Origin of the sequence: Streptomyces sp. CA-251387 (assembly GCF_050936625.1) — a bacterium.
In the GTDB taxonomy this organism is placed as follows: domain Bacteria; phylum Actinomycetota; class Actinomycetes; order Streptomycetales; family Streptomycetaceae; genus Streptomyces.
On the sequence record NZ_JBNJMJ010000001.1, the window covers coordinates 548,785 to 571,128 of the forward strand.

Below are 22,344 nucleotides of genomic sequence, written 5' to 3' on the forward strand. Positions count from 1 at the left end.
CCCTTCGACGTATGGGGATGGGGGTGTCCCTCGCCAGGGAGGCCGGCGAGGGCCTCACCACTGCGGTGCGGGCGTGTGCGGTGCGCGACCACCGGGGCGAGGAGCCCCTCCGCCCGCGGCTCGCGGCACGCGCGGGCGGAGGGGAGTCGGCTCAGCCGTCGAGTCGTACGACCCGGACGGCTCCCGCGGGGACCTCGAGGCGGCCCGCGGCGCGTTCACCGGTCAGCAGCTCGGTGCCGGGCGCGTCCAGCGGCACCTTGGTGTCCGACGCGGTGTGGTTGATGGCGAACAGGTAGCTGCCCGACTCGCCGGTGCGGCGCACGACCTCGACATCGCGCGGCAGGTCGACACGCGGCGCGACCTGCGCGTCCTCGATCGCCCAGCCGAGCAGCGCGTCGAGGCCCTCGGCGCCCAGGCGGGTGGAGACGTACCAGGCGGTGCCCTCGCCGAGGCGGTGCCGGGTGACGGCCGGGTGGCCGGCGGTCAGGCCGTCGGCGTAGGTCCAGACCGTCTCGGCGCCGCGCGGGACGACGAACTCGGTCCACACGTCGCCGCTGAGCTCGGAGCCGTCCGGGCCGGTGATGCGCACCAGCTGGTCCTGGAGCAGGGGCGAGAACTCCTCGACCGTCAGACCGAGGACGTCCCGAAGCGGTCCCGGGTAGGCGCCCTCGTGCACGGCGTCGTGCTCGTCGACGATGCCGGAGAAGTACGACACGACGAGGGTGCCGCCGTTCTCGACGTACCGGCGCAGATTGCGGCCCGCTTTCTCCGTCATCAGGTACAGGGCCGGTACGACGACAAGGGGATAAGCCGACAAGTCGGCTTCCGGGTGGGCGAAGTCGACCGTGAGATGGCAGTCGTAGAGGACCTCGTAGAAGGCGTCGGCACGCTCGCGCGCGTCGTGGTCCTCGCTGGGGCGCCAGTCGAGGTTCTGCGCCCACCACGAGTGCCAGTCCCACAGCATCGCCACGTCGGCCTGGGTGCGGGTGCCGCGCACGGTGCTCAAGGAATCCAGCGAGGCGCCGAGTTCGACCACCTCACGCCACACGCGCGTGTCCGTGCCGCCGTGCGGAAGCATCGCCGAGTGGAACTTCTCGGCGCCGCGCCGGGACTGCCGCCACTGGAAGAACATGGCGCCCTCGGAGCCGCGTGCCACGTGGCCGAGGGAGTTGCGGGCCATCTGGCCGGGCGCCTTGGCGGGGTTGCGGGGCTGCCAGTTGACGCCCGAGGTGGAGTGCTCCAGGAGGATCCAGGGTGCTCCCCCGGCCACCGAGCGCGTCAGGTCGGCGGCCATCGCGAGGTTGACGTGGGTACGGCGGCCGTCGGTGATCAGGTAGTGGTCGTTGGTGACGATGTCGACCTCGCGGCCCCAGGCCCAGTAGTCGACGGAGTCGCACTGGCTGAGGGCCGTCATGAAGTTGGTGGTGACCGGGACGCCCGGCGAGAGGCGGTGCAGGATGTCCCGCTCCGTCACGAAGTTCTCGCGCATGGTGGCGTCGGCGAACCGCTTGTAGTCGAGCGCCTGGGCCGGGTTGACGGCCGTCGGCGTACGGCGCGGCGGGTTGATCTGCGCGAAGTCGGTATAGCGCTGGCCCCAGAAGGCGGTGCCCCAGGCGTCGTTGACCGCGTCGACCGTCTCGTACGTCGCCGCGAGCCAGCGGCGGAAGTGCGCGGCGCAGGAGTCGCAGTAACAGGCCGAGACGGGGACGCCGTACTCGTTGTGCACGTGCCACATCGCGAGCGCCGGGTGGTCGCCGTAGCGTTCGGCGAGCTGGGTCGTGATGGACGCGGCGGCCGCGCGGTAGTCCGCGTTGCTGTGACAGATCGCGGCACGGGAGCCGAACTCGTGGCGCACCCCCTCCGCCGTCACCGGCAGCGCCTCGGGATGCTCCCGGTAGAACCACACCGGCGGGCAGACGGTGGGCGTGCCGAGGTCCACGCGGATGCCGTTCTCGTGCAGCAACTCGAAGAGGCAGTCCATCCAGCCGAAGTCGTACACCCCGGGTGAGGGCTCCAGCAGGGCCCAGGAGAAGATCCCGACACTCACCATCGTGACGCCGGCCTCCCGCATCAGCCGCACGTCCTCCTGCCAGACGCTCTCCGGCCACTGCTCGGGGTTGTAGTCCCCACCGAAGGCGAGCCTGGTGAGGCCCCTGGGGGTGATCTCCGGCATGGAATGTCTCCCGATCATCGATCAGTTGGGAACGTGCACACACATCGTCGGCGGCGCGAGCCCAACATACCCGCACAGCAACAACCATTGGCAAGTGTCCGGGATGTTTCTCTACTGTGAACGCTCACAGAAGCATGGCAGGTCTTCGCAGCAGGCGGAGACCCAGGTCAGGGGAGAGATCCATGCCCATCACGAAGCGCACCCGCCTCGTGGCATCCACCATCGCCGTGGCCCTCGGCGCCACCGCTCTCGCCGCGTGCGGCTCCGAGAAGGCGAACGAGACCGAGTCCGGTCCGGTCTCGCTGACGTACTGGACCTGGACGCCCGGCATGGACAAGGTCGTCGACCTGTGGAACAAGGGCCCGGGCAAGAAGGACCAGATCACGGTCACGGTGAAGAAGCAGGCGTCCGGCGACACGCTGGTCACCAAGATCCTCACCGCGCACAAGGCCGGCAAGGCCCCCGACCTGGTCCAGGCCGAGTACCAGGCGCTGCCGACTCTGGTCAGCAATGACGCGGTCGCGGACATAGCGAGCGAGGTGGGCGACGCGAAGGGCAAGTTCGCCGAGGGCGTCTGGCAGCAGACCACGCTGGGCACGGATGCGGTCTACGCGGTGCCGCAGGACATCGGGCCGATGATGTTCTACTACCGCGAGGACCTCTTCAAGAAGTACGGCCTGAGCGTCCCGACCACCTGGGAGCAGTTCGCCGAGACGGCCCGCGCGCTGAAGAAGAAGGCCCCGGACAACGACCTGACCACGTTCTCCGCCAACGACTCCGGCCTCTTCGCGGGCCTGGCCCAGCAGGCCGGCGCCAAGTGGTGGACCACCGAGGGCGACAAGTGGAAGGTCGGCATCGACGACGCCGCCTCCCAGAAGGTCGCCAAGTTCTGGGGCGGCCTCGTCGCGGAGGGCGCCATCGACAACCAGCCGATGTACACCCCGGCCTGGAACAAGGCGCTCAACACCGGCAAGCAGATCGCCTGGGTCAGCGCCGTGTGGGCCCCGGGCACGCTGACCACGGCCGCGCCCGACACCAAGGGCAAGTGGGCCATGGCCCCGCTCCCCCAGTGGTCGCAGTCGCAGAACGTCACCGGCAGCTGGGGCGGCTCCTCCACCGCCGTCACCACGGACTCCAAGCACAAGGCGGCCGCAGCGAAGTTCGCCGCCTGGCTGAACACCGACGCCGACGCCCTCAACGCGCTGGCCAAGAAGAGCGGCATCTACCCGGCCTCCACCGCGGCGCAGCTCAGCGGCGCCTTCAGCACCCCGCCGGACTATTTCTCCAACCAGGCCGACTTCTACACGAAGGCCGCGGAGATCGCCGAGACCACGGCGCCGTCCGCCTGGGGCCCGAACGTGAACGTCGCCTACACCACCTTCAAGGACGCCTTCGGCAAGGCCGCCAAGGACAAGTCGGACTTCACCGCCGCCCTCAAGACCATGCAGGACGACACGGTCGCCGACCTCGAGAAGCAGGGTTTCGAGGTCTCCGAGTGACCAGCACAAGCCGGAAGGCGTACGGGGTGAAGGGGGCCCCGTACGCCTTCCTCCTCCCCGCAACGATCCTCTTCTTGCTCTTCTTCGCGCTGCCCATCGGCTACGCGATCTGGCTCAGCTTCCGCAAGGTGAAGGTCTCCGGGCTCGGGCTCGGCGCCGGCGCCCGCAAGGTGGTCTGGGCCGGCCTGGAGAACTACACGGACGCCCTCACCGACAACGAACTGGTCGCGGGCGCGCTGCGCGTGCTCGGCTACGGCTGCATCGTGGTCCCGGTGATGCTGGGCCTCGCCCTGCTGTTCGCGCTGATGCTCGACTCCGAGAAGGTGCGGCTCGCGCCCTTCACCCGGCTCGCGATCTTCCTGCCGTACGCCATCCCCGGCGTCGTGGCCGCGCTGCTGTGGGGCTTCCTGTACCTGCCGGACGTCAGCCCCTTCTACTACGGGCTGGAGAAGCTGGGCCTGCCGCAGCCGGACCTGCTGGACGGCGGTCCGCTGTACCTCGCCCTGTCGAACATCGCGGTGTGGGGCGGCACCGGCTTCAACATGATCGTCATCTACACCTCGCTCCAGGCCATCCCGGCCGAGGTGTACGAGGCGGCCAAGCTGGACGGTGCCACGCCGCTGCAGATCGCGCTGAAGATCAAGATCCCGATGGTGGCGCCCTCGCTGGTGCTGACGTTCTTCTTCTCGATCATCGCCACGCTCCAGGTGTTCAACGAGCCGACCACCCTCAAGCCGCTCACCAACTCCGTGTCCACGACCTGGAGTCCGCTGATGAAGGTGTACCAGGACGCCTTCGGCAAGGGCGACATCTACGCGGCGGCCGCCCAGGCCACGATCATCGCCCTGGCCACGCTGCTGCTGTCCTTCGGCTTCCTGCGGGCCGCGAACCGTCGTAACAAGCAGGAGGCAGCAGGATGAGTTCTCTTGCCGTCAGCAAGACCGGAACGGCGGCCGGAACGGCGCCCGGCACCGTCCTGGACCGGCCACCGCTGCGCCGCCGGATCGCGCTGATCCCGACGGTCACGCTGCTGCTCGGCGCGCTCTACTGCCTGCTGCCCGTGGCGTGGGTGGTGATCGCGGCGACGAAGTCCGGCAGCGAGCTGTTCTCCACGTTCACCTTCCTGCCCGGCACTGGATTCGCGGACAACTTCTCGGACATGAGCGCCTATCGGGACGGCGTGTACTGGGAGTGGATGGGCAATTCGGCCCTGTACGCCGGTCTCGGCGCGCTGCTGTCGACCTGTGTGTCGGCGTTCAGTGGGTACGCGCTGGCGACCTACCGGTTCCGCGGCCGCGAGACGATCTTCAACGTCCTCCTCGCGGGCGTGCTGATGCCGCCGGTCATCCTCGCCATCCCGCAGTACCTGCTGCTGGCGAAGGCCGACCTGACGGACTCGTACCTGTCCGTGCTGCTGCCGCAGATCCTCTCGCCGTACGGCGTCTATCTCTCCCGGATCTACGCCGCGGCCGCCGTCCCCGGTGACGTGGTCGAGGCCGGGCGGATGGACGGCGCGAGCGAGTGGCGGATCTTCACCCGGATCGCGCTGCCGATGATGATCCCCGGCATGGTGACGGTGTTCCTGTTCCAGTTCGTGGGGATCTGGAACAACTTCCTGCTGCCGTACATCATGCTCAGCGACGACGAGAAGTTCCCGATCACGCTGGGTCTGTACACGCTCCTCGAACAGGGTGCCAACACACCCGCGTTGTACACGCTGGTGATCACCGGCGCGTTCCTCGCGGTCTTCCCGCTGGTCGCACTCTTCCTGGTCATCCAGCGCTTCTGGAGCCTGGATCTGCTCTCCGGGGCCGTAAAGTCATGACCATGAGCAACACGCGGGGCCGACGCAGACCGCCGACGATCCACGACGTGGCGCGCGAGGCCGGGGTCTCACGGGGCACGGTCTCGCGCGTGCTCAACGGCGGGCACTACGTCAGCCCGGCCGCGCAGGAGGCGGTCAACGCGGCGATCCGCAAGACGGGTTACGTCGTCAACCGGCATGCCCGCTCGCTGATCACGGGGCGTTCGGACTCGGTCGGCTTCCTGCTGACGGAGCCCCAGGAGCGGTTCTTCGAGGACCCGAACTTCAACGTCCTGTTGAGCGGCTGCACGCAGGCGCTGGCGGCGCACGACATCCCGCTGCTGCTGATGCTGGCGGGCACGCGGGACGAACGGCGGCGGATAACGCGGTACATCACGGCGGGGCACGTCGACGGGGTGCTGTTGGTGTCCAGCCACTCCGGCGACCCGGTGGCCGAGGAGCTGCGTGAGGCGGGGGTGCCGTTGGTGGCCTGCGGCAAGCCGATCGGGCTCGGTTCCAAGGTCAGTTATGTGGCGGCGGACGACCGGGACGGCGCCCGGGACATGGTGCGCCATCTGCTGTCCGTCGGCCGCCGCCGCATCGGCGTGGTCACCGGCCCGCTGGACACGCCGGGCGGTGTGGAGCGCCTCGCCGGTTACAAGGAGGTGCTCACCGAGGCGGGCATCGAGATCGACGACCGGCTCATCGTCTCCGGCGACTACAGCCGGGCCAGCGGTGAGGCCGGCGCCGAGCGGCTGCTGGCGCAGGCGCCGGGCATGGACGCCGTGTTCGTCGCGTCCGACCTGATGGCGCAGGGCGTGCTGACGGCGCTGGAGCGGGCCGGGCGCCGGGTGCCTCAGGACGTCGCGGTCGGCGGCTTCGACGACTCCCCCGCCGCGCTCGCCGCCCGCCCCGAGCTCACCACGATCCGGCAGCCCTGGGACCGGATCAGCGCGGAGATGGTGCGGGTGCTGCTGGCGCAGATCGGCGGCGAGGACCCGGCGGCGGTGATCCTGCCGACGGAGCTGGTGAAGCGGGAGTCGACGTAACGGCGTAAGCAGGTCCCGAGGGCGCGCCGCACGGTGAGGCTGCCGTAAGCGGCCCTCGGCTTGCGATCGGTCAGGAATCGAGAAGTCCGGGGCCGCTCCCCCGTCCTAGCGTGAAGCCACCGGCCGGACGCGTCGGACCCCACGTCATCGAGGAGGACACCATGACCGCCGGACTCAACACGATCATCTACCCCGTCAAGGACCTCGACCGGTCGAAGGCCCTGTTCAGGGCCCTGCTGGGCACCGAGCCGTATGCGGACGAGCCGTACTACGTCGGCTTCAAGGACGCCGGGCAGGACGTCGGCCTGGACCCCAACGGACACGCCAAGGGCATGACCGGCCCGGTCCCCTACTGGCACGTGGCCGACATCAGGGCGACCCTCGCGGCCCTCGTGGACGCGGGCGCCGAGACGCTGCAGGGTGTGAAGGACGTCGGCGGCGGCAGGCTGATCGCCTCCGTGAAGGACGCGGACGGCAATCTCGTCGGGATCCTCCAGGATCCGGCCGCCTGAGCCCCGGTCGTGCCGTCGGTCGCGATTCCCTTGCGCATGCACTAGTTGCACAGTCAATGAGTGGCCGGATCGGTGCTACCGTGCCGGTATGGCAGTGAAGACGGCCGACGCAGGGCTCGAGCAACGGTGGCGGGACATCCTGTCGGTGCACGCGCGCACGATGAACGAGATCGACCGCGTGCTGCACCCGCACGGGCTGGGCGCGAGCGACTTCGAAGTCCTCGACATCCTCGCTGCCGAGTCACCCGAGGAGGGGGCTCAGTGCCGGGTTCAGAACCTCGTCGGACGGGTCCATCTCAGCCAGAGCGCGCTGTCCCGGCTCATCGGCCGCCTGGAGAAGGACGGTCTGGTGGAGCGTTCCGTCTGCACCGAGGACCGGCGCGGCGTGTTTGTCGCCCTGACTCGCCGGGGCCGTGATCTGCACGCCGAAGTAATGCCGTTGCAGCGTGCCGTGCTGGCGCGGATGCTGGGCGACTGACGCCGGGCGGCTAGAGCACGAACTCGGACCCGTCCGGGAGGATGTCGACGCCCGCCTCGGACACCTGGGCGCGAGCCGTCGAGGTGGGGTCGACCAGGGGGTTCGTGTCGGCCAGGTGGGTGTAGATCCGCCGGGCCCGTGGGTGGCGGGTCAGGGCGGTGAGGCTGCCGCCCGGTCCCGAGACGGGCAGATGGCGCCCCGCCTGCCCCGCCTCGTCCGGCGCGAAGTGCGTGCCGTCCAGGACGACGCAGTCCGCCGCCGCGACGAGGTCGTCCAGCATCGGGGTCCAGCTGCTCACGCGGGGCGCGTACACGAGGACGCCGCCGGTGGCCAGGTCCTCGATCCGGTACGCCGTCACCCAGCGGCGGTCCTTCGCCCGGCCCGGCGCGTACGCCGGCGCCTCACCGGCGACGGGGTGCGCCGTGACGACCAGGCCGCCGGACAGCACGAAGCCGCCCTCCGTCAGGCTGTCCGCCCACTCCCACGGGGCGTGCCGGTCGAGGGCCGCCCGCGCCGGCGCCAGGGCGGCGAGCACCGGCGGGGCGGCATACGTCTTGAGCCCCGCCCCTGCCCGCAGCACGGCCAGTCCCGTCACGTGATCGGCCTCGGCGTCCGTCAGCAGGACGCCCCGTACCGGGGTGTCCCGGGAGCCCGGCCACAGGGCGGAGGCCGCGGTGAGCTGGGCGCGGATGTCGGGCGAGGTGTTCAGCAGCCACCAGTCCCGGGAGTTGCCGGTGACGGCCGCGCACTCCGGGGTGCGGGCGGGCAGCTTGCCGTCGCGGGCGGCGGCGCACCGCGCGCAGGAACAGTTCCATCGCGGCAACCCCTCTCCGGCGGCGGTGCCGAGCAGGACGACCCTCAAGACGACCCCCAAACCCTTCGTGCCTCCCGGTGGGATCTTCCCTCTCCATACGGACGAACCACCCTGCGGCAGGGAGCAGTTCCGGCCGACCTTCACCGGCCGGGCAGCGGGGTCGACCCAGCAGAGGCGCTGTGGGCACACGAAGGGGATGAGCGGTTTCCGTGCCGCTCATCCCCTTGGCGTCGTTGTCCGGCCCTACGACCGCGCCAGCAAGGTCCGTACGCCCTCCGACGTCAGCGTCAGGGGGTGCGGCGAGCCGGCGTCTATGGTGAGCGCCAGGTCGTCGGCCGGCCACTGCGAGGCGAGGGCACCCAGCGGGACCAGCCGGTAGCGGGAGACGAAGGGCAGCAGCTCGGCCATCGCGGGCTCGGAGGTGAAGACCGGGACGACCGGCTCGCCGCCCGCCCGCTCGATGACCGGCAGCGCCACGGCGCCCGGGTCGGTGGCGTCCTCCTCGCTGGCGTCGTCGGGCACGGGGACGAGGACTTCGCTGCTCGCGAGCGTGTCCATCGCCGCCCTGTCCTCGGTGTTGTCGGCCAGCGCGTCCAGCGCCCGCCGGGCCGGTGTGGTGGTGTTGTCGTTCGCGGGTGTTTCCATGGCAGATCCCCTGGTAGCGGCGGTCAGGCGGTCCTGCTCGCGTACCCGATCCGGACGGGAGCATTCCTATGGCTGACCAGGGGATCGGCCGGGTGGTCAGGGAGCCTCTCGGGGCCTCGCTCCCAGGGAGATCCCTTCTCAGGGGATCTCCTCTCAGGGAATCAGCGAAATGTGCTCGAACGGCAGCCCCAGCCGGTCGCAGCCGACCCTGCGGGCGAGGGGCTCGGCCATGGTGGGGCCCACGAGTGCCGAGGCCGCGGGCGAACAGTCGTAGCCTGAAGAGGAAGGGACAGGCTCCCGTCCTCGTGGGCGCGGGAGGCGTGTATGCGTTACGACGACCGCAGAGCGGCCGGGCAGCTGCTGGCCGAGAGGCTTGCGGAGCTGCGCGGTCCGGACGTGGTGGTGTTGGGGCTGCCGCGGGGCGGGGTGCCCGTGGCGGCCGAGGTGGCCCGGCGTCTCGGTGCTCCGCTGGATGTGCTGGTGGTGCGGAAGCTGGGGGTGCCCGGCCAGCCGGAGTGGGGCTTCGGGGCGATCGGCGAGCACGGGGTCCGTGTCCTCAACCGGGACGTGATCGACGCGGCCGGGCTGGATCCCGGTGAGCGGGAGGCCGTGGAGGCGGCCGAGCGGGGCGAGCTGGAACGGCGTGTGCGCGGTTACCGGCAGGACCGGGCCGCGCTGCCGGTCGCCGGACGTACGGCCGTCGTCGTGGACGACGGGCTCGCCACCGGCGCCACGGCCGAGGCCGCCTGTCGGGTCGTACGAGGTCAGGGCGCGACCCGGATCGTGCTCGCGGTGCCCGTCGGGGCGGCCCACAGCGTGGCCCGGCTGCGACAGGTGGCCGACGACGTCGTCTGCCCGCAGACGCACCGGATCCTCGGCTCGGTGGGCACCTGGTACCGGGACTTCGCCCAGGTCTCGGACGCCGATGTCACGTCCCTGCTCGCCCAGGCCGCCCGCTCCACGCCCCGCTCCCCCACGGCGCCCTCCTCCCGGCAGGCGGCATCGGCAGCGCCGTCGAACCGCGAGGTGCTGATCCCGGCCGCCGGCGCGCGGGTCGGCGCCCGCCTGGTCGTGCCGGACGGGGCGTCGGCGGCCGTGGCGTTCGCGCACGGCAGCGGGAGCAGCCGGCACAGTCCGCGCAACCAGTACGTCGCCACCGCCCTCAACCGCGCGGGCCTGGCCACCCTGCTGCTCGACCTCCTCACCGACGACGAGGCGCACGACCGGCACAACGTCTTCGACATCCTGCTGCTGGCGCGGCGCCTGCACGCCGCGTCCGTGTGGCTGCGCGGTGAAACGGGCCTGCCCGTGGCCTACTTCGGGGCCAGCACCGGTGCCGCCGCCGCGCTGGAGGCCGCCGCGCTGTCCGGTTCCGACGTCCGTTCGGTCGTCTCCCGCGGCGGCCGCCCCGACCTGGCCACCCCGGCGGCACTGACCCGCCTGCGGGCGCCGACCCTGCTGATCGTCGGCAGCCGGGACACCCAGGTGCTCAGCCTCAACCGCCTCGCCGCCGACCGGATGCACTGCGAGCACCGGATCGCGGTCGTCCCCGGCGCCACCCACCTCTTCGAGGAACCCGGCACCCTCACCACGGTCGCCGAACTGGCCCGCGACTGGTTCGCCACCCACGTCGACCGGCCCACCGCGGGGACGCCACGCCGGTCCGCGTAAGACCCGGGCGGCTGATTCCCGACCGTCCGGAGGGCTCCGTTCCGTCAATTCCGGGGCTCATGGAGATTGCGTGCAGAAGATCTGTTTGAATTCCGAACGTCTGCACGGAGAGGGACCCCACGTGAGCGAACCGAACGCACCGAGCGCCCGTGTCTGCCCGGACTGCGGCACACCGCGGGCATCGGACGGCACACCGGCCTGCTCGTGCGGCCGTGCCGCGTCCGACGCCCGTCGTGAGGCGCGCACGGCGGAGGCGGCGGCCGCGGAGGACTTCGATCCGGTGCGGATACGGCCGTTCGTGGAGCTCGGTGACGATTCCGGGGACGTGCAGGACCGGGACGACACGCCCCCGCCCGTCTCGTCGCCGACGGGAGAGCCCGGCACCAAGCCCGATCTCAGGCCCGGCATCGAGCCAGGTCTCACCGAGGTGCCCCAGCTCGATGAAGCCGAACGGGACGGGCCTGACGGGGACGTCCGGGCGGCCCCCCGCCGGGGTCGTCGGACCCTGCTGATCACCGTGGCGGCCGCCGTCGTGGCCGTGCTGCTGACGGGGGCTTTCGTCGGCGGGCTCTTCTCGTACGACAGCCCCTCGCGGGACGGTGCCCTGCCCGACGATGTGCGGGCCCCCGTGCCCGACGGTTCGGCCCAGACCGGCAACTCCCCCGGGGAGCAGCCCCACAGCACGTCGTCCGCTTCGGCGTCCGCGAGCCCGACTCCGTCGCCGAGTACGACCCCGACGGACACTTCGGCCGGCCCGACCCGCTCCGCGACACCGACCGGGGCCCCGTCCAGCCCCGGCGCCACCGGCAACGCCTCCCCCACCACCGGGCCGAGCGCCCCGGAGGGTGAGCCCCCGGTCCTGCGCTTCGGCGACCAGGGACCTGAGGTCACCGAACTCCAGCTCCGCCTCCGGCAGATCGGCTTCTACGGCGGCGACGCCGACGGCGACTACGACCGCGAGGTCGAGAACGCCGTACGTGGCTACCAGCTCGCCCGCTTCGTCCTCGGGGACGAGTCCGGCGTCTACGGCAGGGCGACCCGCACGTCACTCGAATCCGAGACCTCGGAGCCCTGACGGGCCGTGCGCGGGTGACTCACGTCGCCTCCAGCAGCTCGGCGACCGTCGTCACCCGGATCAACGGCCGGTACAGTTCCAGCACTTGCAACGCCTTGGCGTGCGAGTCGTCGTCCGCGCCCGCGCAGGCATCGGCGACGACCAGCACCTCGACACCTGCGTCGGCGGCCGCCAGGGCCGTCGACAGGACGCAGCAGTCGGTGCTGACGCCGGCCAGGACCAGGCGGCCCTCCGAGGTGGCGCGTCGGGCCAGTTCCGGGGTCCACTTGCCGAAGGTGCCGGAGTCCAGCACGTGCTGTGCGAGGGAGGCGAACTCGTCCGTCAGCTGCCAGAGTTCGGCGTCCGGAGGTTGCAGGGCGAAGGGCCACTGCTCGTAGTACGCCCGCCAGGCACCTTCCGGTGTGCCGGGCGCCACGAAGCGGGTGAACGTGACCCTGTCCCCGAAGGCCGGCAGCAGACGTCGTACGCCCGCCGCCGCTTCGGCGAACCGAGGGGCGGCCCAGGGGCTGTCGGGGTCGGCGAAGACGCGCTGCATGTCGATGACGGTGAGCAACCCGGTGGTCATACGGTCGCCCCTTGCTCGGCCGTCGGGCTGGGTGCCTGTGCCTCCTGCGCTCGGACGCGTCCGCGGCGCAGCACCAGCGTGCCGAGGAAGCCGAGAGCGAGGGCCGCGAGGACGCCGAGGTTGGCGTAGGCCCAGTCGCCGGACCTGCCGCCGAGGCCCAGGGGGCCGAGCAGATAGCCTTGCCAGTCCAGCCAGTTCGCCGTCGAGTTGGTGACCAGGCCCCAGCCGAGGGCGGTGGCGATGAGGGTCAGGAGCAGCGGGATGAGGGGTACGTCGCCGTAGCGGCCTGTCGGGCGGTAGAGGTCGGGCTCGTCGTAGGCGCGGCGGCGCAGGGCCAGGTCGGCGAGCATGATGCCGCACCAGGCGGCGATGGGCACGCCGAGGGTGGTGAGGAACCCCATGAACGGGCCGAGGAAGTCGTCGGCGACGAACACGATGTAGATCGAGCCCGCGATCATCAGTACGCCGTCGACCAGCGCGGCCACGGGACGCGGCACGCGCAGGCCCGCCGACAGCAGGGCCAGCCCGGACGAGTAGATGTCGAGGACGGCGCCGCCGACCAGGCCGAGGACGGCGACCACGGCGAAGGGCACCAGGAACCAGGTGGGCAGGATCGTGGTGAGCGCACCGATGGGGTCGGCGGCGACGGCCGCGTTGAGCCCGCGGGAGGAGCCCGCCAGCAGGAGCCCGAACACCAGCAGGAGCAGCGGCGCCAGGGAGGCGCCGAAGGCGGTCCAGCCGATCACACCCCGGCCGGCGGCGGTGCGCGGCAGATAGCGGGAGTAGTCGGCGGCCGCGTTGACCCAGCCGAGGCCGAAGCCGGTCATCATGAAGACGAGCGCGCCGATGAACTCCTGGGCGGAGCCCGCCGGTACGGCACTGACGGCGGACCAGTGGATGTGGTCGGCGACGAGGGCGACGTAGACGACGGTGAGCACACCCGTGACCACGGTGATCACGGTCTGCAGCCGCATGATCAGGTCGAAGCCCATGACACCGACGACGACGGTCAACGCCGCGACCAGGACGAGGGCGACCACCTTCGTCTCGGTGCCACCGCCCCAGCCGAGCCGTCCGAACACGGTCGCCGTGGCCATGGTGGCGAGGGCACAGAGCACGGTCTCCCAGCCGACGGTGAGGATCCAGGAGATCACCGACGGCAGGCGGTTGCCGCGTACACCGTAGGCCGCACGGCCGAGCACCATGGTCGGCGCGGAGCCGCGCTTGCCGGCCACGGCGACGAACCCGCACAGCAGGAACGAGAAGACGATGCCGACGACTCCGGCGGCCAGCGCCTGCCAGAAGGAGATCCCGAAGCCGAGGACGAAGGCACCGTAACTCAGGCCCAGCACCGACACGTTGGCTCCGAACCAGGGCCAGAACAGGGTGCGGGGCGTGCCTTTGCGTTCGGTGTCGGCGATCACGTCGAGGCCGTGGGTCTCCACCTGGAGCTTGCGGCCCGGGGATCTGCCGTCGAGGGGGTCCGGGGGTGTGATCATCCCCGCATCGTCGCACCGCTCACCCCGCCGGGGAAGACGCAGACCTACCGGCGGGACAGCGCGGGGGTGCTCAGCAGGCCCGTCAGCAGCGCGTCCGTCGCGGGCCCGAGCAGTCGCTCGCCGTCCGGCGCCGATTCGAGGCCGGTGACCAGGGCGAGGCAGACCTCGGCGGCCTCGGCGGGTTCGAGCGTGGCGGGGGTGTCTGCTTGAGCGAACAGGGCGGTCAGCAGGTGTCGTAGTTCGGCGGTGAAGGTGCCGCAGATGTCGCCGAACAACCGGGCCTTTTCGTCGAGGAGTTCGGCGGTGTGCGGGGAGTCCCCGGTGAGCCGGCGGACCAGGTCGAGCTTGGCGGCGAGGACGCCTCGTATGCGTGCCGCGTACGGGGCGTCCTCGGCCGTGGCCGCCTCCCGGGCCCGCCGCAGCGCCTGGGTGTGCAGGCGGGCGGCGAGCTGCCGGAAGGCGTCGTCCTTGTTGCGGACGTACTGGTAGACGGCCGACCGGGACACGCCCATGCGCAGGGCGATGTCGTCCATCGTGGTGCGCCGCACACCGTACCGGGTCAGGCAGTCGTAGGCGGCGTCGAGGACCTCGTCGAGCCGGTCGGTGGCCATGGTTCAGCCCAGCTTCTGCAGCAGCTCGGCGGCGAGCGGGGCGGAGGAGGCCGGGTTCTGGCCGGTGACCAGGTTGCGGTCGACGACCACGTTCGGCACCCACGGCTCGCCCACCTGGACCTGCACGCCGGCCTCGGTGAGCCGGTCCTGGAGCAGCCACTTGGCCTGGTCGGCGAGGCCGGCCTGGGACTCCTCGGCGTTGGTGAACGCGGCCACCCGGTAGCCGGCGAAGGTGTTGCTGCCGTCGGCCCGGGTGGCGGCGAGCAGCGCGGCCGGGCCGTGGCAGACGACGCCCAGCGGCTTGCCGGACTCCAGGGCGAGGGTCAGCAGCCTGCCGGATTCGGCGTCGACCGCCAGGTCCTCCATCGGGCCTTGTCCGCCGGGGTAGAACACGGCGGCGTAGTCGTCGAGGTTCACGTCCTCCAGCCGGACCGGCGCACGCAGCTCCGTCATCGCGGCGAGTACGGCGGCGATCCGGTCGGCGTTCTCCTGACCGCCGTTGACCTCGGCCGCGAGGCTGCCCTGGTCGACAGGCGGTACGACGCCGCCCGGCGTGGCCACGACGATCTCGTGACCGGCGGCCTTGAACGCCTCGTACGGGGCGGCGGCCTCCTCGGCCCAGAAGCCGGTGGGGTGCTTGGTGCCGTCGGCCAGCGTCCAGTGGTCGGCGCCGGTCATCACGAAAAGGATCTTCGACATGGGGTGCTCTTTCGAGAGTCAGGGGTTCCTGGGGTTCCTGGGCGTCCTGACGCTGTGCATGCAGATCGTCAGTACGTCGATGTCCCGACCGTACGCGCGCCCTGCCATTGGAATCCAATAGGCTCATGCATATGAGACATAGGGATTCCAATGGCGAGGCGGAGGGGGACCGGACCGAGGCGGCCCGGCTCGGCGGTGCGGCGCCGGTGGATCTGAACCTGCTGCGCACGTTCCTCGCCGTGTACCGCACCGGCTCCTTCACCGCCGCCGCCCGTCTGCTGGGCCTGTCCCAGCCGACGGTCACCACGCAGATCCGCACGCTGGAGCGGCAGCTGGACCGGGAGCTGTTCCAGCGTCTGGCGCGTGGCGTCGCCCCCGTTCCCTACGCGGACGAGCTCGCCTCCCGGATCGTCGAGCCGCTGGACGCCCTCGCCGCCGTCACGGGACCGGGCGGCTCCGCGGACGTCCACCCGGCGGAGCCGGTGCATCTCGCCGGTCCGGCCGAGCTGCTGACCCACCGCGTCATGCCCGCCGTCGCGCCCCTGGTGGACAAGGGCGTACGGCTGCGCATCACCCCCGGCCTGACCGAGCCGCTTCTGGAGGAGCTGCGCGCGGGCCGCTACGACCTGGTGATCTCGACCTACCGGCCGCGCGGTCGCGCCCTCGCGTCGGTGCCGCTGATGGACGAGGAGTTCGTACTGGTCGCGGCTCCCGCGTGGGCGGAGCGCATCGGCGGGCCGGCGCGGATCGCGGCCGACGGGCCGGCCGCACTGCACGGCGTGCCGCTGGTCGCCTACGCCGAGGACGTGCCGATCGTGCGCCGTTACTGGCGCCATGTCTTCGGCAGGCGCCTGGTGCGCCATCCGGCGGTCACCATGCCCGACCTGAACGCGGTGAAGGCCGCGGTGGCGGGCGGTACGGGGTTCAGCGTGCTCCCCCGTTACCTGTGCGCCGCCGAGCTGGCCTCGGGTGCGCTGGTCCTGCTGCACGACCCGGACGATCCGCCCATCAACACCGGTTTCCTCGCCCAGCGCCCGGGGTCTTCCGGCAACCCTCATGTCGCCCTGGTCCGGGACCATCTGACGGAGATCGCCCGCGACTGGTGACTCCCCGGGCTCTCAGCCCTCGTAGGGAATGCCGAGCAACATCTGCAACCCCTGGCCGCGCGGATCACCCCGCGCGGCCACCGGGCGCGGTCAGTCCTTCTTCGCGCCCGCCACGATCGCCTCGCGGATGCGGTGGTACGTCCCGCAGCGGCAGACGTTGCGGATCTCGTCGAGGTCGGCCTCGGTGATGTCGCGGCCCTCCTCGCGGGCCTGGCGGACCTTGGCGACGGCGGTCATGATCTGGCCGGGCTGGCAGTAGCCGCACTGGGCGACGTCGTACTCCAGCCAGGCCTCCTGCATCGGGTGGAGTTCCCTGCCGACCGTGGCGGGCAGGCCCTCGATGGTGGTGACCTCGTCCGTGGGGCGCAGGTCCTTCACGGGGACCGAACAGGGGTTGAACGCCTTGCCGTTGATGTGGCTGGTGCAGGCCTGGCACACGCCGAGGCCGCAGCCGTACTTCGGTCCGGTGACGCCCAGGACGTCCCGGAGCACCCACAGCAGCCGTACGTCGTCCTCGATGTCCACGGTCACGGACTTGCCGTTGAGGATGAAGGTGTGTTCGGGCACAGGGGCTCCTAGAAGGCGCGGCTGAGGCCGTCGGTGGGGGACGCGGGGATCGGCGGGCTGGTGGGCAGCGGCTCGAAGCCGAGCGGTTCGCCGTGGTTGATCGGGAACGTCGTCGGCATGGTGCCGGTCGCGCGTCCGTAGGCGCAGGCCACGGCCGCCATCGCGCCCGCGACCGCCAGCTCGCCCGCGCCGCCGGGGGTGTCGGTGGTCGGCGGCATGACGACGATCTCCAGCTCCGGTGGCGTGTTCCACTGGCGGGTGTAGAAGTAGTTGTCCCAGCTGCCTTCCAGGAAATGCCCGTCGCTGAGGTGCAGTCCGGAGCTCAGGGTGATCGCGATGCCGTCCATGATGCCGCCCATCATCTGGGCCTGAAGGCCGCGGGGGTTGACCGCCAGACCTACGTCCACGGCACAGACGACCTTGGTCACGCGCGGGCCCGTGTACGCGTCGGGGATCTCGCGTCCGGTGGTCTGCGGGCGGCAGTCGATCTCGGCGAGGACGGCGACGTACGCGTGGTACTCGGGGTGGATCGCGATGCCCTGTGCCGTCCCCGCCGGCATGCCGCGGCCCCACTCCCCCACCTCGGCGACCTTGTCGAGAACGGCCCGCGCCCGCTCGTCCTTGAGGAAGGCGCGGCGGAAGCGGTAGGGGTCCTTGGCCATGCGCTTGGCCAGCTCGTCCACCACCAGCTCCTGCGCGCAGCGCACATTGGGCGAGTAGATGTTGCGCATGGAGCCGGTGTTGAACCGCTTGTCGGTCTCGCTGAGGAGCTGGGTGACGACGCCGAAGTCGTATGGGGTCTGCTGGGTGAGCGTGAAGATCGTCTCGGAGAAGGTGAGGTCGCCGACGGGCAGGCGGGCGGCCTCGGCCGTGATGATCTCGCCGACGCCGTGGCCGAAGTCGGTGGCGACGGAGGTGTGGCGCTGGTCGTAGGTGAGCACCTGGCCGAGGGCGTAGGTGGCGCGCACCCGGGAGGTGGACATGGGGTGGGTGCGGCCCTGGCGGAAGTCGTCGGTGCGGTGCCACATCAGCTTCACCGGCTTGCCCATCGCCTTCGAGATCTCGGCGGCCTCGGCGGCGGCGTCGTAGAAGAGTTTCCGCCCGAAGGAGCCGCCGCCCTCGGTCACATGGACCTTGACCGCGGTGACCGGCAGCCCGAGCTCGGCCGCGATGTCCTCCTGGGCGGTGATCGGCGACTTCAGGCTCGCCCAGATCTCGGCCGAGTCCTCGCGTACGTCGGCGATGGCGCAGTTGGTCTCCAGGGCGCTGTTGCTGGCGAAGTGGAAGGTGAAGCGGGCGTCGACCGACTTGGTCAGCAAATCGAGGGCGGGGAGGGGGAGTTCGGCCTTGCGGAGTTGGGCGCGGATGGTGTCGTCGGAGGCGTCCTCCGCCGTTCCGGGTCCCCAGGTGACCTTGAGCGCGCGTACGGCGTCGATGCACTGGCCGAAGGTACGGCCGCGCACCGCGACGCCGGTCGAGATACGGACGACGTCGGTGATGCCGGGCATGGCCCGCACCTCGTCCAGGTTCTCCACCGAGCGGACTGTGCCGTTGATCGTCGGCGGCCGGCACACCATCGTCGGCAGCGCACCCGGCACGTGCACGTCCATGGCGAACTTCTTGCGGCCGGTGACCGCCTCCAGCGCGTCGATGCGCCGCCGCGCCGTACCGATGACCTTGAAGTCGGCGGGCTCCTTGAGGGAGACGGAGACCTGGCCGGTGGCCACCGAGGCGGCCTTCTCGGCGAGTTCACCGTAGGTGAGGCTCTTGCCGGTGACGGTCGAGGTGATGACCCCCGCCTTCGCGGCCAGGGCGTCGAGGGCCTCCCCCAGTTCGAGCGCGGCGGCCCGCAGCAGGCGGCCACGGGCCACGGCGGCCGCCACCCGGATCGGGGTGTAGGTGGAGATGGTGGTGTTCGAGCCGCCGGTGAGCTGGTTGAACAGCAGCTCGGGCCGTGCGTCGGCGAGGGTGACGCGGATCTTCTCCAGCGGCAGGTCCAGCTCCTCGGCGATGAGCATGGCACTGGAGGTGGTGATGCCCTGGCCGACCTCGGCCCGGGGCAGGGCGAAGGAGGCCGTGCCGTCCGGGTCGAGGCGGATGGTGATCAGGTTCGCCGTGGGAAGAGCGGCGTGGGTGAGCATGTCGTTGAGGTCGTAGATCTCGGCCGGGCCGGGCACCGAGGGGACCGCCGCGGCCGCCTCCGCGGGGGCGAGGAGCGTCTCGCCCAGCGGGGCGGCCACGGTCAAGGTCGAGGCGGCCACGACGTAGCCCAGGAAGGTGCGGCGGTCGATGCCGCCCGAAGGGGCGGTGGTGGCGTCCGGCCGCTCCGGGCGGTGCTGATCTCCCATCGACTGACCTCCCGGTGAAGTGGCATGCGCCCGTGCGGGGCGGATCCCGACTGTGCACGGCTCGCGTGCTTTCCGGAAGATCCCTGGGGTGCTTCCACACGTAACACCCACAACGCGCCTCAGCTGTGAAGCTCGTGGCGCGCCTGGCTACGGCCGACGGCTCCGCTCTCCATCCGCGGATGCGCCGACGGCGCAGGCACCGGCCGCGCACTCCGTCAGCCACTGGTCGAAGTCGGCGTCGTAGCGGGTGCCGATGTCAGTGGTGTAGACGGCGTAGCCGCCCGCGTAGTCGCCGACGCGGAAGCGGGCGAGCATGCGGTCGATGTCGGCCGGGTGCTTCTCGACCATGTAGCGGACCGCGAGGTAGCCCCACGGGTAGGTGCGGGTCACGTCGCTGTTGGCGTAGGTGTTCTGGAAGAGGGTGCTCAGCCGGTACGTGTGCTTGCCCGCCTCCGTGACCGCCTGGTCGTAGGTGATACGGCGGTAGCCGTAGGAGACGTACTCGGCCACGCCCTCGATCCACCACACATCCGGCACCGAGGTCTGCTGGGTGAAGTCGCCCTTCATGTTGTGGCGGGCGTCGAGGTAGTGCGTGTACTCGTGGTTGAGGTTCCAGATCCGGGCCGCGTGACCGTCGTCCTGGCTCTTCTGGTACATGACCGCGAACGGTTTGTTGGCGGGGTCGGTGGGGTCGCCGATCAGCGTCATGCCGCCGTTGTCGGTGCTGATGCCGAAGATCGCCCCCGCGTAGGTGCGGTAGTCGGCGCGGCTCGCGAAGACGACCAGGTCGATGGTCGACAGGTACTGGCCGGGTATGGGGCCGTCGTCCTTGACGAGGTCGTGGAAGTAGGAGTCCTGGCCGAGCACGCTGGCGCAGGCGGCGTCGAGGTCGGCCGGGGTGAGCGCCTGGGCGCGGATGCCGTGTGTCGCGTCGCAGGGGTGGGTGATGGGCAGGGCAGCCTTGGTCAGCTGACCGGGCAGGTCGCAGACGCCGTAGTAGGAGCAGTTGGCGCCGTCGTAGTACTCGGCCTGCGTCGCCACCGCCACCCACAGGCCGGCCGTGGGACCGGTGATGCGGGAGGCGTCCAGCAGGTTCTTGGTCAGGGGGCGGACGGTGGTCCGCAGTGCGGGGTGTTCGACGTAACGGGCCAGGTTCATCCCGGCGTTGGACGCCAGGTAGGCCCGGTCCGTGGGGAGGAGGTCCAGGTGGTCGAGCGCGAACCTGTGGAGGGTCCGGACGATGGACGGGTCGGCGGCGACGGCCCTGACGTAGGCCGCGTTCCAGTTGCCGCGCCAGAGCGGGGTGTAGACGGCGTTGACGGCCGCCAGCATGCTGCGGATGGCGTCGTACGAGCTGTTGTAGCCGCTCAATATCCGCCGGTAGACCGTCAGATACCGGGCCTGCTGGTCGGCGCTGTCGGTGAGGATCACGACCTCGCTCAGTACGTCGCCGTTGGCCGCGGTGACGTCCCTGGAGCGCGGGCGGGCGAAGAAGGTGTCCAGGCCGCGTGTGGTGTTCCGGGACAGCGATGTGCCGTACGGGCCCACGTCGTCCGGGTGGTTGAACTGCACGTAGTAGCCGGCGCGCAGGAAGAGGACGAGCTGCCACACGCGGGACGAGTTGTCGCCGGCATAGCGCTGTGCCGTGCGGGTGAACGCCTGTGCGACGGTGACCATTTGGGACTCGCGGAAGACGGCGCGGGCGTCCGTGCCGGTGACCGCGAACAGGCTGTTGACGCAGTCCGTCGTCGAGGCCTTGACGAAGGCCACGAGTGCGGCGCCGGTTCTGCTGCCGAAGTCGGACGGGCTGCACGGGGCCGCCTTCGGGGCGGCTTGCGCGTGCGCGCGGGTGGGCGGGCGCGTCGGCGTCAGGGGCGGCAGCGTGGCCGGGGTGCGTGGCCGGTCCCGTACGACGGAGGGGGCGCCGGTGGTCGGGCCGGCCGGTGGTGGGGGTGGCGTCTCGGCGGACGCCGTGGCGGTCGGGCCGGACTCGGCCGACGGTCTCGCGAGCGCGGGCGTCGACAGCAGTCCGGAGACGGTGACGCATACGGCGAGAGCGGCGGCCACGCGTCCGGGCAGCACGGAGCGGTAGCGCATCTGGTGTCCTCCACGGATGGATGCGCCTCGGTTGGGGTGCTGAGGCGTGTGAGGCACTGTCTCAACGCCCGGCGCCCCCAACAATGGGGTGTGACATAGCACATTGCGCCACGGAGCCATAACGTCCCGCTGCCGCCTACGACTTGGGCACGCTCCAAGTGCGTGCTGCCCAGGTCCTCAAGTGCGGGGACCGCGCGGCGAGTTGGCGGTAGGCGGCGGTGGCGGACTGCAGCAGCGCGTCGGCCGTCTCCTCGGTCACCGTGTCGCGCCGCCAGGCCAGCACATAACGGCACCACAGCGGCGTACCGATCAGCGGTTTGACGACGACCTGCGGGATGGGCCGCGTCGTCGCCTGTACGACGGCCACGCCGAGCCCGTCGGCGATCATTCCCTGCAACTCCAGCCGGTCGCCCAGGAATTCGTGCGCCGCCGACGGCGTGAAGCCGGCCGCCGCACAGGCCGCGTAGAAGACGCCGGGCCATCCGGCCCCGTCGTCCGGCGTCAGGAACCACGGCTCCTCGGCCAGATCCGCGAGGGAGACCTGAGCTCGGCGCGCGAGAGGGTGGCGGGACGACAGCGCGACGAAATTCGGCTCTGTGACGATCCCCCGGTGGTCCACCGCGTCCGAGTGCTCCAGCTCCCTGCCGGGGTAGTCCGCGGCGATGGCCGCGTCCACCGTGCCCTCCTCCAGCAGTTCGACGATCCGCGAGGAGGCGTACACGCTGCTCACCGCGAGCGAGACCTCCGGGAGCCGGGCGCGGAGCCCCGACATCATGCCCACGAGCATCGGTGAGTTCGTCGCCGCGACGCGCAAGGTCCGCCGCGCCGGCGTCGCGCCGGGGGCCGGGCGGCGTCCGATCGCGGCCGCACGGGCCAGGACGTCACGGGCCTGGGCGACGACCTCGACGCCGTACGGAGTCGGCCGCACCCCGGTCGGCCCGCGTTCGAACAGCGGCTCGCCGAGGTGCCCTTCGATGCGCCGGAGTTGGGTGCTCACGGCGGGCTGCGAGTACCCGAGGTCCACCGCGGCCCGGCCCACGCTGCCCGCGTCGGCGACCGCACACAGCACGCGCAGATGGCGCAGCTCCAGCTCCATCCGTCACTCCCCCGGCCCGCATGTCATGCAAACAAC

20 protein-coding genes are annotated in these 22,344 nt (G+C 71.2%); 9 read left to right on the forward strand and 11 right to left on the reverse strand.

The features are described from left to right. Positions 1–151: 151 nt before the first annotated feature. A complete protein-coding gene (locus tag ACQEV2_RS02495; protein WP_433036017.1) occupies positions 152–2,173 on the reverse strand; it encodes a beta-galactosidase in 2,022 nt (673 codons plus the stop codon). A gap of 182 nt (positions 2,174–2,355) precedes the next feature. Here ACQEV2_RS02495 and ACQEV2_RS02500 point away from each other — a divergent pair, with 182 nt between their 5' ends. The 6 genes from ACQEV2_RS02500 (at position 2,356) to ACQEV2_RS02525 (ending at position 7,515) form a co-directional block, all read left to right on the forward strand. Continuing rightward, positions 2,356–3,672 carry an ABC transporter substrate-binding protein gene (locus tag ACQEV2_RS02500; RefSeq protein ID WP_433036020.1) on the forward strand — a complete coding sequence of 439 codons (1,317 nt, stop codon included), beginning with the start codon at positions 2,356–2,358 and terminating at the stop codon, positions 3,670–3,672. After that, a complete protein-coding gene (locus ACQEV2_RS02505; RefSeq protein ID WP_433036023.1) occupies positions 3,669–4,592 on the forward strand; it encodes a carbohydrate ABC transporter permease in 924 nt (307 codons plus the stop codon). Before ACQEV2_RS02500 ends, ACQEV2_RS02505 begins: the two co-directional genes overlap by 4 nt. Then, on the forward strand, positions 4,589–5,497 hold the full coding sequence (locus tag ACQEV2_RS02510; RefSeq protein ID WP_433036026.1) for a carbohydrate ABC transporter permease: 909 nt from the start codon (positions 4,589–4,591) through the stop codon (positions 5,495–5,497). Before ACQEV2_RS02505 ends, ACQEV2_RS02510 begins: the two co-directional genes overlap by 4 nt. After that, the gene (locus ACQEV2_RS02515; protein ID WP_433036029.1) at positions 5,494–6,525 is read left to right on the forward strand and encodes a LacI family DNA-binding transcriptional regulator; all 1,032 of its coding nucleotides are present in this window, start codon (positions 5,494–5,496) and stop codon (positions 6,523–6,525) included. Before ACQEV2_RS02510 ends, ACQEV2_RS02515 begins: the two co-directional genes overlap by 4 nt. A 161-nt stretch (positions 6,526–6,686) precedes the next feature. Next, on the forward strand, positions 6,687–7,037 hold the full coding sequence (locus tag ACQEV2_RS02520) for a VOC family protein (protein WP_433036032.1): 351 nt from the start codon (positions 6,687–6,689) through the stop codon (positions 7,035–7,037). Between the two features lie 88 nt (positions 7,038–7,125). After that, positions 7,126–7,515: a MarR family winged helix-turn-helix transcriptional regulator gene (locus ACQEV2_RS02525; RefSeq protein ID WP_433036035.1), complete on the forward strand. Its 390-nt coding sequence runs from the start codon at positions 7,126–7,128 to the stop codon at positions 7,513–7,515. Between the two features lie 10 nt (positions 7,516–7,525). On the opposite strand, the gene pqqB is transcribed toward ACQEV2_RS02525, so the two are convergent. Both pqqB and ACQEV2_RS02535 read right to left on the reverse strand, forming a co-directional pair. Then, positions 7,526–8,389: a pyrroloquinoline quinone biosynthesis protein PqqB gene (gene pqqB / locus ACQEV2_RS02530; RefSeq protein ID WP_433036037.1), complete on the reverse strand. Its 864-nt coding sequence runs from the start codon at positions 8,387–8,389 to the stop codon at positions 7,526–7,528. Positions 8,390–8,572: 183 nt separating this feature from the next. After that, on the reverse strand, positions 8,573–8,974 hold the full coding sequence (locus ACQEV2_RS02535) for an SseB family protein (protein ID WP_433036040.1): 402 nt from the start codon (positions 8,972–8,974) through the stop codon (positions 8,573–8,575). Between the two features lie 324 nt (positions 8,975–9,298). Between ACQEV2_RS02535 and ACQEV2_RS02540 the strand changes: the two genes are divergently transcribed. Next, on the forward strand, positions 9,299–10,645 hold the full coding sequence (locus tag ACQEV2_RS02540) for a phosphoribosyltransferase family protein (protein WP_433036043.1): 1,347 nt from the start codon (positions 9,299–9,301) through the stop codon (positions 10,643–10,645). Between the two features lie 121 nt (positions 10,646–10,766). Then, complete coding sequence (locus ACQEV2_RS02545) at positions 10,767–11,720, forward strand: peptidoglycan-binding domain-containing protein (RefSeq protein WP_433036045.1); 954 nt, start codon at positions 10,767–10,769, stop codon at positions 11,718–11,720. A gap of 19 nt (positions 11,721–11,739) precedes the next feature. On the opposite strand, the gene ACQEV2_RS02550 is transcribed toward ACQEV2_RS02545, so the two are convergent. Genes ACQEV2_RS02550 through ACQEV2_RS02565 form a run of 4 tightly spaced genes read right to left on the reverse strand, consistent with a single transcriptional unit; the run spans position 11,740 to position 15,094 of the window. Continuing rightward, positions 11,740–12,285 (reverse strand): cysteine hydrolase family protein, encoded by a 546-nt coding sequence (locus tag ACQEV2_RS02550; protein ID WP_433036047.1) that lies wholly within the window; start codon positions 12,283–12,285, stop codon positions 11,740–11,742. After that, positions 12,282–13,784, reverse strand: a complete 1,503-nt coding sequence (locus ACQEV2_RS02555; protein WP_433036049.1) for a purine-cytosine permease family protein — start codon at positions 13,782–13,784, stop codon at positions 12,282–12,284. The genes ACQEV2_RS02550 and ACQEV2_RS02555 overlap by 4 nt, the downstream gene beginning before the upstream one ends. Positions 13,785–13,828: 44 nt before the next feature. Beyond that, positions 13,829–14,395, reverse strand: a complete 567-nt coding sequence (locus ACQEV2_RS02560) for a TetR/AcrR family transcriptional regulator (RefSeq protein ID WP_433036051.1) — start codon at positions 14,393–14,395, stop codon at positions 13,829–13,831. Positions 14,396–14,398: 3 nt separating this feature from the next. Next, a complete protein-coding gene (locus tag ACQEV2_RS02565) occupies positions 14,399–15,094 on the reverse strand; it encodes a type 1 glutamine amidotransferase domain-containing protein (protein ID WP_433036053.1) in 696 nt (231 codons plus the stop codon). A 131-nt stretch (positions 15,095–15,225) separates the two neighbouring features. Here ACQEV2_RS02565 and ACQEV2_RS02570 point away from each other — a divergent pair, with 131 nt between their 5' ends. Further along, entirely contained in the window at positions 15,226–16,200 is a 975-nt protein-coding gene (locus tag ACQEV2_RS02570) for a LysR family transcriptional regulator (RefSeq protein ID WP_433036055.1), read from the forward strand. 90 nt (positions 16,201–16,290) lie between these two features. Here the strand turns inward: ACQEV2_RS02570 and ACQEV2_RS02575 are convergent, their stop codons facing one another. From ACQEV2_RS02575 to ACQEV2_RS02590, 4 genes are all read right to left on the reverse strand, one after another. Next, positions 16,291–16,767, reverse strand: a complete 477-nt coding sequence (locus tag ACQEV2_RS02575) for a (2Fe-2S)-binding protein (RefSeq protein ID WP_433036057.1) — start codon at positions 16,765–16,767, stop codon at positions 16,291–16,293. A gap of 8 nt (positions 16,768–16,775) precedes the next feature. Further along, positions 16,776–19,115, reverse strand: a complete 2,340-nt coding sequence (locus ACQEV2_RS02580; RefSeq protein ID WP_433036059.1) for a molybdopterin cofactor-binding domain-containing protein — start codon at positions 19,113–19,115, stop codon at positions 16,776–16,778. Between the two features lie 147 nt (positions 19,116–19,262). After that, positions 19,263–21,212, reverse strand: a complete 1,950-nt coding sequence (locus tag ACQEV2_RS02585) for a collagenase (RefSeq protein WP_433036061.1) — start codon at positions 21,210–21,212, stop codon at positions 19,263–19,265. A gap of 136 nt (positions 21,213–21,348) precedes the next feature. Further along, entirely contained in the window at positions 21,349–22,308 is a 960-nt protein-coding gene (locus tag ACQEV2_RS02590; RefSeq protein ID WP_433036062.1) for a LysR family transcriptional regulator, read from the reverse strand. Between the last annotated feature and the right edge of the window lie 36 nt (positions 22,309–22,344).